The following is a 14,123-nucleotide window of genomic DNA, read 5'->3' as shown; positions in this document are numbered from 1 at the left end:
TCCCACTGTTAGGAGTATAAAGCGCTCAGTATCAAGCTTTCAGGATTCAAACACCTCTGCACGGGAATTTGATCCTTATACTCCCATCGCTGGATTGTTGCTTATTCGAGAAGGAGGTTTCGAGACAACTAATTTGGCAAAGGGGCGGAGGGGAATGGGATACTCCTGCGGGAAAAGAGTGCTAGGCGAGACCCCGCAGAAGTCCGAGGAGGCTCACCGCGCTCCCGCGGAAAGCGATCCATTCCCCGCAGCCCCCATCCACTCAACAAAAGTCTCGAAACTAAGTCTTCCACAATCCTGCCATTTAGTTGAATATGAAATATAAAAAAGTTCCATCTGAATAAAATTCAGATGGAACTTTTTTATATGATTTCATGCTTTTTCATAATTTTTTTCAGCTTCTCGGTCCGAATGGAAGCTTCATCGTATTCGCCTCTCATTTGATGCCATTGTATGAAAGCCAGGGCCTGCGATACAGAGTACCACTTCATTCGTTCAAACATATGAGAGTCAGGGTAGATTCCATATTCTTTTAACCATACGTTCCAATGATCTTCGGGGATATAGTTATACAATAGCATGCCAAGATCAAGAGCTGGATCTGCTACCATTGCGTTATCCCAGTCGATAAGGTAAAGCTGGTCTTTGGAAGACAACAACCAATTATTATGGTTTGTATCGCAATGACAAACGACGTGTACATCATGGTGGACATGGTGAGCGTGTTTTTCTAAAAATTTGATGGCTTGATGAATTTCGATCCGGGGATCTACTTGATCCAGAACCTTTTGGTTTTCTTTTATATCTCTCAGTACTTCATCCGGTGTTAACGGATGTTTTCCTAGCCTCATGAGCATATCAAGAAGTTCTGTGGAATGATGGATTTTGCTAAGAAGGTTTGCCACACGTCTATGTTTCATCTCCTCAGGCTTCAGTTCGCGCCCTTCCAGCCACTCCTGTGCTGTAATTACATCTCCGTTCTCAAGCCGTTTGGTCCATACAAGCTTTGGCACAATACCTTCAGCAGATAAAACAGCTAAAAAGGGGGAAGAATTACGTTTTAAGAATAAACGTTTCCCTTCGGTCTGAGCGTAGTAGGCTTCTCCTGTCGAACCGCCTGCTGGTGTTATCGTCCAATTACTACCAAGAATATGTTCCAACCATTTCACCTTCAATTCCTCAAATCCTCTTGTGATTGAATCACGACTTTGTTTGTTGTTCTAGTATATCGTACTTTGGTAATGATCCAAAATTTTCATGATACCGATTCAACAGTTACCTTATTTTAGATTAACCCATCAATCTGTCAACTTTCAAGAGATATCTATCAATCCAAGTAGAATGTTGTCGATGTTTCCGCTTTCTTGATGCTGCAATCACAGCAAGAGCCATTTTGACCATCCACTTGAAAAGGGAGCGGTTGTCCCGAGCTTATATGTACAGAGGAAGCTTTCCATTCTTCCACTTCCTTCATCTTTGTATGCAGACCAAAAAATACGCTGATAAACATGGCCAGCAGCTTCTTTTTAGATATCGGCTTGACTACAAGGATGGATAACCCTTTACTGTTTATGTTCGCCTTTGGGGCAATCTTCATTCCACCACCATAATAAGGATGATTGGTTATGGTCACCATCATGGCTTGATGAATGTTCATTTGTTTCCCATCAAGAGAAAGCTCAAATTGGATGGGTTTGGCCTTCGATATGGATCGCAGAAGAGCAAGAGGATAAGTAAGTTTAGTTATATGAAGCCTTTTTGTCCAGGAGCGGTATTTTTGCTGGTTGGCTACAGCTACCACTACACCATCAAGCCCAAAGCCGATACTATTCATAAACATACGCCTTCCATGCTTCTGCCTGTTATTAAGACTGTAGTTTGCAAGATAGACCTTTGATTTCTTTGGGTTTCTCACATAGGATCGAAACAGTTTTAGTCCTCGCTTCTTCAAAGACGTCCCTCTGGCAAAATCATTCCCTGAACCCGCTGGTATAAAACAAACAGGAGTTTCAGAATAATTTCTTATTCCATTCACGACTTCATGGAGCGTCCCATCCCCTCCAAGGACAATAATTCCTTTCAAAGACTCATGATGGATTTTGGTCACTTGAAGGGCCAGTCTTTCTGCATGCCCGGTTTCTTCAGTTAGGAACGACCGACAATTCTCTTTTTTATATAACGGTTCTTTTTGTATGCGCCGAAACAGGCTCATTGCTTTACCATTACCAGCTACTGGATTGACAATCATTATGTACATGAGACATTTCTCCTACCTATGTGATCATATCATTATACAACGTTCCTATTATTCTAGTATACTATTAGTAAAAAAGGAGGGGTATACTTTGGCAAAGGATTGTCAATATTGTGGTACTTCTGTATTTATTCCAGAACAGGGAGCATTAGTTTTGAACTCCATACATCCTCATCAAGGAGGAAAGGAATTTCCACTTCGTCTCACCTATGAAAGTCCGGAGGCAAAAGTTTATAGCTATAAGAATAAAGATGAATTAAGACTTGCTCTGGTCGATTGGTTTGAAGGTTCAACGCCAGATTATTGGGTACATATTCTCAATACCGAAAACTCTCAATCATTTCCGATTTCTATTCAACATTTATATGAAAGATTGCAATCCCCTGAATTAGCGGAGTTGATCCATTCCGGATCTTTTCAATCGCACTTACAGCCCATTGTTGACATGAAGAACAACCGCGTTTACGGATATGAGTCTCTACTTCGGACGAAAGACCTTTCTGTACCACCTGGGGAATTATTTTCATATGCCAGCCGCTCTGGTCTCCAATCCATGCTTGATCAAAAAGCACGCAGAACAGCGGTAAAAGCAAAGTCAGAACATCTGAATGCGGGAGATAAGATATTCATCAACTTTCTTCCATCGACGATTTATGTACCGGAATTTTGCTTGAAGCACACGTTCCAAATCGTTAAAGAATTTAACATTGATCCAGAAGACCTTGTTTTTGAAGTCGTTGAAACAGAAAAAATCGATGATGTGGAACATTTAAAATCCATCCTCGAAACATATAAAGCGTCGGGAATGAAAGTGGCACTGGATGATGTCGGCTCCGGTTACAGCACATTAGAGATGCTCAGTCTGCTTCAACCGGATTATTTAAAAATAGATCGTTCTTACATTCAAAATTGTCATTCGGATGTGAACAATCAAGCTTTTCTATTCGATGTGATGGAACGAGCAAAACAATTGAACATCCACGTTCTCGCTGAAGGGATCGAATTACAAGAAGAATGGGAATGGCTTCAACAATTAGGTGTTGATTTTGGCCAGGGTTACTACATCGGAAAGCCACAGGCTGTCCCGGAAAAGGAATTCATCCTTCCGTAAAACTGTCTTCCATGTCCCATTCCGGGCGTTTAACAGCGATTGTCCTGCAATGTTTCAACAAAGCTTCTGCTACCTTCAATTGGTCATACTTCAATGGAGATTTTACCGCCCTTTTCTCATGAAACCATGAGGTATATTGATCTTTACCAATCCAGTCGGTTCTATAGGGAACTTGTCCCGAAACAAATCGCATATTTTTAGATAAGACGACTTTGCGATATGGAAAGTCCAATTGATATTTATTCAGTACACTTTTTACAAATGTTTCTGTTCTGCGGAGGGAGTGCATCGGGCTCAACACCTTGCTTTGCCCCCCCTCCTTTTCAATATTCCAACTATTTTCTGAAGTAGGATGAATGGATTCGCCGTTTGGATGAGAGAGGAGAGAGATGATTTCAATACCAGATGGACCGATAAGCAGATGGTCGATCTCCACCTCTGCGTTTTTCATTTGCACAACAGGCTCAAACATAAGAAGAAAGGTATCCGGAAAACGTTGTAAAAAATACTTCAAGTCAGAATTTTGCTTGTAAGAGGGATCCAGAAATGATTTTTCCATTAAAGTAGTCGTCGCCCATTTCAACTGAAAGGGGATTAAACCATCTAAGTAGTATTGTTTCAATTCTTCCGTTGAGGAAGGAAAATCATCTTTGCTCAAAGGATTTTCTATGGATTCCTCCGCTTCTTCTTTCGATTTCTTTTTAAAAAACTTTTTAATCCCTTTCTGCTCCTCTTCTTCTATTCTTTTGCCATTTTCGATTGGCTTTTCAACCCAACCTTGTTCGAACCGTTTTTTCATTTTATTCCAATGATCACTTTTTAATTTTACATATCGGCTGGGATACTGATAGATATTTGTTTCATATCTGGAAATATAATCATTTAATTTAATCAATTGTGCCATATTAAATCTTCTGACCACCTTTAATCGTCGCAACTGTTTCATACTTTGGATGCTTTCCAGGATGGATTCGGAAAATAGAAAATTCGTTCACGACCATTTCATACGTTTCAAAAAGGACAGAGTCCTCGGAAGCCTCCATTAATGGGGAGACCCCTTCTGCCTGCTTTTTAGCCAATGTGATATGGGGATTGAACTCACGTTTTTCCTTTTGAAAACCTAACTTTTCACCAATCCCATCCACTTTTTCTTTTGTTTCCAACAAGGAAGGTGCCTTCTCCACTTGTGCATGGAAAACCCTCGGTCGCTCCTGATCACCGAAACCACCAGCCGGACCCACTGTTAAAGAATACTCAGAAGGCCAGCTTTCATTTTTCAAACGTTGGACATATCGTTCAATCCTTTCATCGGAACAACTACCGAGAAACTTTAATGTGACATGCAAATCTGCTTTCGCCGTCCAATCTTTATAGTTCATTGTCTCTCTCAGAATGGATTGCCAGTTCATCAATTTTTCACTAATCTCAGAATGGACTTTTATACCAATAAAATAATGACTCATGCCATACGCCCCTTCATTTCAGGTTGAACCATTTTATTAACGACCAGGAGAATGATGATTCCTATAAAAGTCATGAAAGAAAACACACCATACATGAACGACACACTATAAAGATCAATCACCAATCCTCCAACGAATGTAAAACAAGCATTCCCAAGTCCGTTTCCGACAGCTGAATATAAGCCCACAGCCGTAGCCCTTACATCGTCCGGCGCCAGTTCCCGAACCAGGATGAGAGCAGCGGGTATGTAGAGTCCCACGGAAACCCCCTGGGCAATCGTCGTTGCGTAGACGACTGTACTAGAGGGTTCAAAATAATAAAACAACCATCTTAAACAAGAGACCGATGCACTGAAAATGATAATAAATACAACGCCAAAACGATTGATGACCATTTGAGCGAACTTCATGAATGGTGCTTCACTTCCAGCGGCAAGCAAAAAGGCAAGTCCTACCCCTGAAAGTGTCCCTCCTACAACTAATATAAACGTACCAAAATAATAATTATTCGCTAAGACAGGACCAAAGATGAGAAAGTTAGATACAAGAAAAAGCAGGAATGGCTTTTCTTTAATTAAGGTCTTTAATCCCTCTCTAAAAGAAACCGTCACCTCATCGGCGCGCTTTGGAAATTCAAATAAAGTCAGTAAAGCGAGCAGTAATCCTAATGAAAAAGAATAAAAAATCCAATTCATCGACCCAGTCGCTTCTGTCAAACGTCCTAAAACAAATACAGCCACAGCGAAACCAACGGCTCCCCAAAGGCGGATGTTACCATATTCCTTTCCATTCCGTTGGACAAAATTCAATGATAAGCTGTCAGACAAAGGAACGATCCCTGATTGAAACAATGCGATACAAATGATGCCTAGTAAGAGGACGGGGAACAATTGCAGCCAGGGATAAAAGATTCCCAGCACGGAAGCGAAAATGGAAGCAATCATTAACAACCGTTTCGGATTCCTTGTATAATCACTCAGCATCCCCCAAACCGGTTGTACAAAAATGGTGACCAGGGGAAGGGCTGCGATAACGATTCCGATTTGTGTGTGATTCAGCCCTTTTTCCTCTTCTAAAAAGACAGATAATAGAGGAAAAATCGAACCGAAGGCAAAAAAAGTAAAAAAGTAAAACATCTGAATAAAGCGATATGTTTTCTCCGTGGAAGGTTCGGACATCACGTGGTCCCTCTTTCTTTATCTTGTCAATGCATATAGACTTTCGGCATAGATTTCAATGGCCTTGATCATATCTGAAATTCTTACATGTTCGTCCCTTTGGTGAGCCGTATCCGGGCTATCATCAAATAAGGCCCCGAAAGCAACGCCTGCTTCAAGGGCTCTCGCATAGGTCGCCCCTCCCATCGTCTTCGCTTTCGCTTCTTCACCAGTGACGTTGTTATAAACGGAAAGCAATGTGGTGACAAAGGGATGGTCTTTTTCAAGGTGAATCGATGCCAGATGGTCGAAGACTTCATACGTGCCCTCATTTTTTGCAGCGAGATCTTTTAATTTCTGATCAATGGCCAAATAATCTGCACTCACAGGATACCTAAGGTTGAAACCAAGCTTACACGTATGCTCATCCATCGCAATCGACCCGAGGTTTGAAGTGAGAGCGCCGGAAACTTCATCCATTTGCTTTACATTTAAACCTTCCCCATCTGTAGATTCAAATGCCTTATACATATTTTGTATAAACAATTCGTACTCACGCTTTAGCGGAAGGGATTGTAGAAAACGTAACAAGGCTGTAATGGCATTCAGTCCTTCTTCTGGTTTGCTTGCATGCACGGCATTGCCTTTCACTTTCACCTCATATTGTCCGCCTGTAGACTTTACTGTCCCCTCAAGCTTGTGTTGGGCTAGATAATCGTTAAAAACCTTGTATATATTCAGTGGCGATTCAATCCATGCCGCTGCCTCATCAGGGACCATATTTAAACGGTCTCCACCTTGCACGGAGATTACCTTTGTTTCTCCCTCATTTTCAGGTAGCGTATAGGTGATGTAGCTGTCTAACAATCCTTTTTCAGCATGAATGACCGGAAAGGATGCATCGGGGGTGAAGCCTAGAGAAGGCATCGTCTCCTTCTTAAAATAATAATCGATTCCCTTCCAGTCTCGCTCTTCGTCGGTACCAAGAATTAAACGAATTTTTTTCTTAGGTTCAAACCCTTGTTCTTTTAAAAGTTTCATAGCGATGTAGGCAGCCATCACAGGCCCTTTATCATCTTGAGCACCACGGGCGTATAACCTGCCGTCCCTTATGGTCGGTTCAAAAGGGGGTGTGGTCCAACCGGCTCCTGCCGGCACAACATCCAAATGGCCAAGAACACCAATGACCTCATCCCCATCCCCGAATTCAATATGACCGCCATGTCCATCTACATTCTTGGTAATAAATCCATCTTCTTCCCCAATCCTCAGCATTTTTTCCAAAGCATCATGAATAGGTTTTCCATAGGGATACACACGATCTTCTTCGTAAACACTCGGAATTTTCAACAACTCCATCACGTACTCTAAATATTCCTTTTCGTACCTCTTACTTAACGCATGAAAATCCATACTCATTCTCCTTTACCTAGAATTTTTTCATATGTCGGCTTGTCACATACAGCGTATAACTCTGCCCCGTCAGGTATAGATTCATCCAATTTGCGATTGATGGTTAGGTCATTCCGATCAGCGATTAAAGTTGCACCATCATCAAGTAAAGACTGAAAAGCATCCCGATATGTTCTCCAGCTGCTTTTTTTCGGAATGTAGTATAAGTCTTCTCCTACCGATCTCTTAAGCAACTGACCATAGATGCCGGAAACACCTTTTCTGAAAGCTGAACGGACGGCAAGAGAAGAAATCGTTTCATTGGACACAATAAATTCATCGATTTGAGCATGTTTGAAATTCTTCACATGTTTTTCTTCCATGATTTCTGCAATGGTATGAACATTCGGAGCTACAGTTTCAATAGAAGAAGCAATTAAAAGGGTTTTCCCATCTGTCATCTGTTCATTTCCCATTCGCTCATCTGCAAAAATAAGGACGGCTTTTGCTTGAGAAATGTTTGCCTTTTCCAGCGTATCTTCGTCCGAAGCCTCGCCTTTTATGTAATGGATATTTTCTGTAAGAATCGGAGCTTCTTTTAATTGATCTATGATAACAATATTGCATTCCTTATTTGTTTCCATCATTTCCTTTACCGCAAAATGGGCTTTTTGAGACCATCCAATAATAACGAAATGACCACTCTCTTTATACACAATATCACCTTCCAACCGTTTTTTTCGAAAAATGGCTAAGCCATCAATAATTTTTCCTATCACAATACCAATAAGTCCAATACCTATGACATATAATAGTATCGCAATGGAACGTCCTGCCACCGTCACCGGAAAATAGTCCCCGTAACCTACAGTTGTAACCGTTGTCATCACCCACCAGAAACCATCAAAAAGAGTTGGGAATGTATCATTTTCTACAACAACGATTAAAATACTGGAAACAAGAATAAGAAGAGCGCTCGCAGTAAACAGTACAGTATTGTTTACTCTTACCATTTTCAAGAAAATCTTCCGAAGTAAAATCATAGTACCAGCCTCCTAACTTTTAATATTTTGTAAATTAGATGAATAATCTGTAAATTAAAACGATTATAGTAGCACGTTCCGTCTCATTATTGTAGAATGAAACCAACTTCAGAGATTCACATGCACCACAAGTTCCATACAATGACGATTAAGGAGTGGTTTTTTGAATCATCCATCATCCCGCATGCTCAATCGGATCAAAGCTGTTTACCTCTATATTAGAGACCGGGGAACAGTATCGACTAATGAGTTAGCAGACGAGTTCGGTATCACTGACCGTACTATGCAGAGGGACTTAAGCATTTTGGAATACAACGGGCTTGTATCAAGTCCGCACCGTGGAAAATGGACAATCACTGAAAAGAAAGTCAAAATATCATAGAAGATGAGGATATAGATGACACCCGGAAAAGATTCCGGGTGTTTTTTTGGTTGATCATTCAAAGATGTCTACTGTTCTAAGTTTGTGATTCCCATCAAATAGTCAATTTCTTCATCTGTCAGCTCTCTGTACTCGCCAAGGTCAAGATCCTCATCCAGCGCAAGTTCGCCGATCATCACCCTTTTAAGATAAGTCACCTTTTTATCAACGGCTTCAAACATACGTTTGACCTGATGAAATTTCCCTTCCGTGATGGTCAACTCTATTTCGGAAACATCGTCGGATTCGAGAATGACCAATTTCCCTGGCTTGGTCTGATATCCATCATCCAGAGTGACGCCTTCAGAGAATTTCCTCACATCTTCTTCTGTTACTTTTCCATAGATGACAGCGAAGTAAGTCTTCCCTACATCTTTTTTAGGAGAGGTTAGTCGATGATTAAGCTGTCCATCATTCGTGATCAACAACAGCCCCTCTGTATCCTTATCCAGTCTGCCAACAGGGAACGGGTCAAATACCTGGTCCTCGGGCTGCAAAATATCAATCACCGTTGGATCATGCGCATCTTCCGTCGCAGAAATCAAATCGCCTGGTTTGTTCATCATCAAATAAATGTATTCTCTATACTCTACTTCTTCCCCCATCACCGTGACCAGATCTTCATCAGGATTTACGTGGGTTTTCGGACTTTTCTCAGGGTTGCCATTGATTCGTACGTTTCCGCCCTTCAAAAGTGTTTTCACTTCTTTTCTCGTACCATAACCCATGTTGGCTAAAAGTTTATCAATTCTCATCTTGGACCAAACCTCCTTTTATCCTCTTTTTAAAAATCTATCCAGTACACGAACACGATCACCTAAGATACGCTCGAGCAATGTTGTCTGATAGGTTAACCACAGGTAAACAAGACCTCCAGCACCTATACTGAAGAACAGTACGATCAGTGCATCCAGTCTACTTTCCATCGGATCTAAAATGAAGCCAAGCACCCATTTGATAAAGAGCACAACAATAGCCATGATCATTGTCAAAATCAGAACAAGCAACGTCCTCTTAAACAACTGTTGGTAAGAAAATTCAATGGAAGTGAAAATACGTCCAAAGTTAAGGATAACCGCTGCAGCAACACCGATGCCTGTGGCAATGATCGCTCCTTTTGCTCCAAATAGTTGAATGAGCCACCAGTTCAGTCCCAGTTTTAGTAGAATTCCTGTCCCAAGACTTATGACAGCAAAATTTTGTTTATTGATCCCTTGTAGGATGGATGAAGTTACTGTATATAAGGCCAGGAACAATCCTACTGGCGCATACCAGCGCAATAGATCTCCCCGATATTCGAGCTCCTCAACCCCATAAAATGTCCCATAGGCCTCAAAAGCTACAACTGAAAGACCAACAACAGCTGGGATGATCAATAAGGCGACGATTTGTAGTGCCTGGTTAATCTGGTGATTCAGACGGTTCATCTCATTTTTAGTAAAAGCCTGAGTGATCGCCGGTAACAGAGCTAACGATAATCCAAGTCCTAACGTGACCGGAATCATAATTAATTTATGACTCAGGAAATTGATAATCGAAAAAGCATTGTTATACTCTAACCCAGAGGCTTTGATTGCTTTTTCTAACGTAAACTGATCGACAAGCTGATACAATGGTGTAGCAATCCCAACTAAGATGAATGGTCCTGCATAGGCGAATAACTCTTGGAACATGTCCTTGTTGGACAGACCATACGTATATTCTTGCGCCTCTAACTGGCGATCCAAGAAAGGTTTTCTCTTTCTCCAATACCAATAAAGGACGATACAAGAAGCAATTCCACCAATGAATGCGGCAAACGTTGCAAAACCGACCGCTAGAGGAATCGGCCCTTGTAGAACTTGAACAATAATAAAAACAGAAACAAGCAAGAACACAATTCTTACAATTTGTTCAATCACCTGTGAAACGGCTGTAGGCGCCATGGATTCATGCCCTTGGAAGAATCCCCTCGTAATACTCATAGGCGGAATCACAAGCAGTGCAAAGCTGACCATTTGTATGACCATTGTGGCATGTCCAAGTCGATCAGAGTTTTCACCAATCGTCCATGCAGCCACCTGCTCTGCAGAAAAGAATAAAATCAAGAATGCTAATACACCAGTAATGGACATAAGAGTCAGACCAGCTTTTAACATTTTACGACCTGTTTCATAGTCTCCCAAAGAGTTATACTTTGAAACAAACTTGGAGACAGCTACAGGTACCCCCAAACTGGAAAGACTAAGTAATATGCTGTAGGGAACGTAAGCAATCGAAAATAAATCTGTTCCTTCCGTACCTACCATATTTTCAAACGGAACGGTATAAATCATTCCTAGAAACTTTGACAAAAATGTTCCGGCCGTTAATAACATCGTACCTTTAAGTATCTTTGACATAATTCGCTTTTCACCTTCAATTTTATTGTAGAATCGACCTCATCTATTTTATCATAGATAAAGGAAGAACAAGGAACGAATGACCCAAGAAAGGAAGACATCCATGACTTACCAAGTAACAGTTATTGGTGGAGGGCCTTCAGGACTCATGGCTGCTATTGCTGCAGCTGAGCAAGGTGTCGACACTCTGCTGATTGATAAAGGAAAAAAACTAGGAACAAAGCTTGCCATATCGGGAGGAGGGCGGTGTAACGTCACCAACCGACTTCCAGAAGATGAAGTGATCAAACATATCCCGGGAAATGGAAAGTTTTTATACAGCCCTTTCTCTGTATTCAACAATTATGACATCATCGATTTCTTCGAAGGACTCGGTGTAGGTTTGAAAGAAGAAGATCACGGACGAATGTTTCCTGTCAGTAACAAGGCCAAAGATGTAGTCCAAGCCCTTTTGAATCGCATGGAAGAATTAAATATTGAAGTCCGGACAGAGACACCTGTGGAGGCGATCCATTATGGAGAAAATGAGCACCAAGTCATTTTAAAATCCAAAGAAAAGATCCAAACCCGGTCACTGATCCTGGCTGTAGGTGGGAAAGCTGTGCCCCATACAGGCTCCACTGGAGATGGATATGCATGGGCAAAAAAAGCGGGTCATACGATTACCCAGCTTTTTCCGACCGAGGTTCCCCTTCTTTCCAAAGACCCATTTATTAAAAACAAGACATTGCAAGGACTCTCTCTAAGAGATGTCGATGTCTCTGTGTTAAATGAAAAAGGAAGAAAAATCGTCACACACCGGATGGACATGTTGTTTACTCATTTCGGCTTATCCGGGCCTGCCATTTTAAGGTGCTCTCAATATGTTGTCAAAGAGTTCATGAAAGGACACCGACCTGTAACCATTGAAATTGACGCTCTACCTGATGAGAAAGAAAATGTTTTATTAGACAAACTTCAAAATATGATGGAAGAACATTCAAAGAAAACCTTCAGAAATGTGATCAAAGGGATGGTACCAGAACGACTGCTTGATTTTGTTCTTGAGAAATCTGAGATATCCCCTGATGAAAAATCTGCCAACATCTCAAACGAAAAGTTGCGGAATTTCACTCAATTGTTAAAGAAATTCCACGTCCATATTCATGACTCTCAGCCGATTGAAAAAGCCTTCGTCACAGGCGGTGGTGTTTCAATAAAAGAGATCATCCCGAACACGATGCAATCCAAGCTTATGGAACGCCTCTATTTCTGCGGGGAAATCCTTGATATCCACGGGTATACAGGTGGATACAATATCACCTCTGCCATGGTCACCGGCAGGGTCGCGGGAATGCACGCAGCATGGGAAGCAATGGCATAGCTTTAGATCTTTTGCTTCCATACGTTGTTAAACTAAATTGCAGTTTTTTGAAGACTTGATTCCGAGGTGTTTGTGCGATTCTTGGGGCTGCGGGAAAAGTTTCGCTACGCCCCTTTACCATGTCAGTGACTCGAAATCACTTCCGGAATAAGCACCTTGTATGTATAAGGAATAGGAAGGGATATAAACTTCATTAGCACCCATTCTGTTCGTGAATTATTGATATAGAGCGTTTTATGCCTGCTTCCGGGTGGGAGTGGAATACCCCCCATATTAGTATAGGGGGTCGCTTCTCTCCTGCAAGGAATGAGGGAGTGGAAAGCGAGTTGCTTCCCAACCTTTCCTTACGCTCAACTTAGCAACGAACCCCAATTATTTCGAAACTGTGTCTTCCGCAACCGGGAGCAAAAATGAATAATGTTGGAAGAAAAAAAAGAAGTCGAGAGAGGGTCAGCCCTTTCTCGACTTTCTTTGTTCATATTCTTTCAATCTACCTAATTCCTCATTTATTAGATGTTGCATCTCTTCACGATCCTCCTGAGAAACAAGAGGATCAACCTCATCCCAATCCACCATATACACAATATAAAACCTTCGAATACGTCTGAAATAAACCGTAGAATGCGGAAACTTATCAAAATACCCTCGGACCATTTTTCTTCTCGAGTAGCTCCAACGCACTAGTTGCATATAGGTCCCTCCGAACATACATTCTCTTACTCAGTATAACGAGGAATATTAAGAAACTCAAGAATTTCTACCAAATAAATACAAGTCCTAAATAAGCGAAAAGAAGACTGCTAGATAAATATAAGAATCCATACATTTTTAACCTTTCGTAGCGGTTGGTGATCCCAAATACTCCAACAAATGCCAGCCATACAATAATCCCTACAAAGAAAATATGTTGAAGAAAACCGATTTGTTCCTTTAATGATACTAAATAAAAACCAAACGGGATTAATAATAACATTACTGCATACTTCCAATTCCAAAACGTATTCCTTTTCCTTACCAATTCTGCCATTCCCTACACCCTTCCCTTCATAAATAACTCCCCATTCACCATTTCAGTTCACTTACATGTGCGCATATGTTGGCACAGCTCTAAAACCTTATGAATCCTATGTATACTATTATTCTATCAAATGTTTTGCTAATATCCATAAATAAATAACCCTTCAGGAATATTCCTGAAGGGTTATCGTATGATGTGGCGGCGTCCTACTCTCACGGGGGTAAACCCGACTACCATCGGCGCTGAAGAGCTTAACTGCTGTGTTCGGCATGGGAACAGGTGTGACCTCTTCGCCTTCACCACCACATCAATATAAAGTTTGAGGTGAACCCTCAAAACTGGATAAGGAAACATCTTGTTTGAAAGAGTACAATCTTTTCACGAATGATTTTTATCAGATAGATAAGTCATCGATCCATTAGTATCCGTCAGCTCCACGTGTCACCACGCTTCCACCTCGGACCTATCAACCTCATCGTCTCTGAGGGATCTTATTTGCTTAAAGCAAAGGGAAATCTCA

Annotated in this window: 15 protein-coding genes and 2 rRNA genes; 4 read left to right on the top strand and 13 right to left on the bottom strand. The window is 41.3% G+C overall.

Annotated features, from left to right (window positions below; translation table 11 throughout):
* Positions 1-325: hypothetical protein (locus DYE48_RS21300; RefSeq protein WP_208639675.1), on the top strand; the 325-nt coding region annotated here is incomplete at its 5' end.
* Between the two features lie 37 nt (positions 326-362).
* On the opposite strand, the gene DYE48_RS20445 is transcribed toward DYE48_RS21300, so the two are convergent.
* Together DYE48_RS20445 and DYE48_RS20440 are read right to left on the bottom strand one after the other, a co-directional pair.
* Positions 363-1,169 (bottom strand): phosphotransferase family protein, encoded by an 807-nt coding sequence (locus DYE48_RS20445; RefSeq protein ID WP_208599151.1) that lies wholly within the window; start codon positions 1,167-1,169, stop codon positions 363-365.
* A 158-nt stretch (positions 1,170-1,327) separates the two neighbouring features.
* Positions 1,328-2,257 carry a diacylglycerol/lipid kinase family protein gene (locus DYE48_RS20440; RefSeq protein WP_115825152.1) on the bottom strand — a complete coding sequence of 310 codons (930 nt, stop codon included), beginning with the start codon at positions 2,255-2,257 and terminating at the stop codon, positions 1,328-1,330.
* Between the two features lie 88 nt (positions 2,258-2,345).
* Between DYE48_RS20440 and DYE48_RS20435 the strand changes: the two genes are divergently transcribed.
* Positions 2,346-3,365: an EAL domain-containing protein gene (locus DYE48_RS20435; protein ID WP_115825151.1), complete on the top strand. Its 1,020-nt coding sequence runs from the start codon at positions 2,346-2,348 to the stop codon at positions 3,363-3,365.
* Here the strand turns inward: DYE48_RS20435 and DYE48_RS20430 are convergent.
* From DYE48_RS20430 to DYE48_RS20410, 5 genes are read right to left on the bottom strand one after another with little or no spacing between them, the layout of a single operon-like run.
* Positions 3,352-4,269 carry an NERD domain-containing protein gene (locus DYE48_RS20430; RefSeq protein ID WP_167449566.1) on the bottom strand — a complete coding sequence of 306 codons (918 nt, stop codon included), beginning with the start codon at positions 4,267-4,269 and terminating at the stop codon, positions 3,352-3,354. The genes DYE48_RS20435 and DYE48_RS20430 overlap by 14 nt on opposite strands.
* Position 4,270: 1 nt before the next feature.
* A complete protein-coding gene (thpR, locus tag DYE48_RS20425; RefSeq protein ID WP_115825149.1) occupies positions 4,271-4,828 on the bottom strand; it encodes an RNA 2',3'-cyclic phosphodiesterase in 558 nt (185 codons plus the stop codon).
* On the bottom strand, positions 4,825-6,006 hold the full coding sequence (locus DYE48_RS20420; protein WP_089650478.1) for an MFS transporter: 1,182 nt from the start codon (positions 6,004-6,006) through the stop codon (positions 4,825-4,827). The genes thpR and DYE48_RS20420 overlap by 4 nt, the downstream gene beginning before the upstream one ends.
* Before the next feature lie 18 nt (positions 6,007-6,024).
* The gene (gene pepV, locus DYE48_RS20415; protein ID WP_115825148.1) at positions 6,025-7,398 is read right to left on the bottom strand and encodes a dipeptidase PepV; all 1,374 of its coding nucleotides are present in this window, start codon (positions 7,396-7,398) and stop codon (positions 6,025-6,027) included.
* A gap of 2 nt (positions 7,399-7,400) precedes the next feature.
* Positions 7,401-8,420, bottom strand: a complete 1,020-nt coding sequence (locus DYE48_RS20410) for a potassium channel family protein (RefSeq protein WP_115825147.1) — start codon at positions 8,418-8,420, stop codon at positions 7,401-7,403.
* 184 nt (positions 8,421-8,604) lie between these two features.
* Here DYE48_RS20410 and DYE48_RS20405 point away from each other — a divergent pair, with 184 nt between their 5' ends.
* Positions 8,605-8,802, top strand: coding sequence for a DeoR family transcriptional regulator (locus DYE48_RS20405; RefSeq protein WP_370551134.1), 198 nt, complete (start codon positions 8,605-8,607; stop codon positions 8,800-8,802).
* Positions 8,803-8,870: 68 nt separating this feature from the next.
* Here DYE48_RS20405 and DYE48_RS20400 read toward each other — a convergent pair whose 3' ends face one another.
* Both DYE48_RS20400 and DYE48_RS20395 read right to left on the bottom strand, forming a co-directional pair.
* Complete coding sequence (locus DYE48_RS20400) at positions 8,871-9,596, bottom strand: pseudouridine synthase (RefSeq protein WP_115825146.1); 726 nt, start codon at positions 9,594-9,596, stop codon at positions 8,871-8,873.
* Positions 9,597-9,614: 18 nt separating this feature from the next.
* On the bottom strand, positions 9,615-11,222 hold the full coding sequence (locus DYE48_RS20395) for a putative polysaccharide biosynthesis protein (protein WP_115825145.1): 1,608 nt from the start codon (positions 11,220-11,222) through the stop codon (positions 9,615-9,617).
* A 103-nt stretch (positions 11,223-11,325) separates the two neighbouring features.
* On the opposite strand from DYE48_RS20395, the gene DYE48_RS20390 reads away from it, so the two are divergent.
* Entirely contained in the window at positions 11,326-12,585 is a 1,260-nt protein-coding gene (locus tag DYE48_RS20390; protein WP_115825154.1) for a BaiN/RdsA family NAD(P)/FAD-dependent oxidoreductase, read from the top strand.
* A gap of 450 nt (positions 12,586-13,035) precedes the next feature.
* Here DYE48_RS20390 and DYE48_RS20385 read toward each other — a convergent pair whose 3' ends face one another.
* The 4 genes from DYE48_RS20385 to DYE48_RS20370 all read right to left on the bottom strand — a co-directional run.
* Positions 13,036-13,275 (bottom strand): hypothetical protein, encoded by a 240-nt coding sequence (locus tag DYE48_RS20385; RefSeq protein ID WP_244199495.1) that lies wholly within the window; start codon positions 13,273-13,275, stop codon positions 13,036-13,038.
* A 67-nt stretch (positions 13,276-13,342) separates the two neighbouring features.
* Positions 13,343-13,612: a hypothetical protein gene (locus DYE48_RS20380; RefSeq protein ID WP_115825144.1), complete on the bottom strand. Its 270-nt coding sequence runs from the start codon at positions 13,610-13,612 to the stop codon at positions 13,343-13,345.
* Between the two features lie 184 nt (positions 13,613-13,796).
* Positions 13,797-13,910, bottom strand: a 5S ribosomal RNA gene (gene rrf, locus DYE48_RS20375).
* A gap of 91 nt (positions 13,911-14,001) precedes the next feature.
* Positions 14,002-14,123 (bottom strand): 23S ribosomal RNA (locus DYE48_RS20370); the annotation flags it as partial.

Origin of the sequence: Halobacillus trueperi (assembly GCF_003386945.1) — a bacterium.
Lineage (GTDB): Bacteria > Bacillota > Bacilli > Bacillales > Halobacillaceae > Halobacillus > Halobacillus aidingensis.
This window is presented reverse-complemented; position numbering and strand designations above follow the sequence as displayed.

Excerpts from the sequence above, each read along its gene's own strand:
- DYE48_RS20440 (WP_115825152.1), bottom strand. The coding sequence starts at position 2,257 with ATGTACATAATGATTGTCAATCCAGTAGCTGGTAATGGTAAAGCAATG.
- DYE48_RS20430 (WP_167449566.1), bottom strand. The coding sequence starts at position 4,269 with ATGGCACAATTGATTAAATTAAATGATTATATTTCCAGATATGAAACA.
- thpR (WP_115825149.1), bottom strand. The coding sequence starts at position 4,828 with ATGAGTCATTATTTTATTGGTATAAAAGTCCATTCTGAGATTAGTGAA.
- DYE48_RS20420 (WP_089650478.1), bottom strand. The coding sequence starts at position 6,006 with ATGTCCGAACCTTCCACGGAGAAAACATATCGCTTTATTCAGATGTTT.
- pepV (WP_115825148.1), bottom strand. The coding sequence starts at position 7,398 with ATGGATTTTCATGCGTTAAGTAAGAGGTACGAAAAGGAATATTTAGAG.
- DYE48_RS20410 (WP_115825147.1), bottom strand. The coding sequence starts at position 8,420 with ATGATTTTACTTCGGAAGATTTTCTTGAAAATGGTAAGAGTAAACAAT.
- DYE48_RS20405 (WP_370551134.1), top strand. The coding sequence starts at position 8,605 with ATGCTCAATCGGATCAAAGCTGTTTACCTCTATATTAGAGACCGGGGA.
- DYE48_RS20400 (WP_115825146.1), bottom strand. The coding sequence starts at position 9,596 with ATGAGAATTGATAAACTTTTAGCCAACATGGGTTATGGTACGAGAAAA.
- DYE48_RS20395 (WP_115825145.1), bottom strand. The coding sequence starts at position 11,222 with ATGTCAAAGATACTTAAAGGTACGATGTTATTAACGGCCGGAACATTT.
- DYE48_RS20390 (WP_115825154.1), top strand. The coding sequence starts at position 11,326 with ATGACTTACCAAGTAACAGTTATTGGTGGAGGGCCTTCAGGACTCATG.
- DYE48_RS20385 (WP_244199495.1), bottom strand. The coding sequence starts at position 13,275 with ATGCAACTAGTGCGTTGGAGCTACTCGAGAAGAAAAATGGTCCGAGGG.
- DYE48_RS20380 (WP_115825144.1), bottom strand. The coding sequence starts at position 13,612 with ATGGCAGAATTGGTAAGGAAAAGGAATACGTTTTGGAATTGGAAGTAT.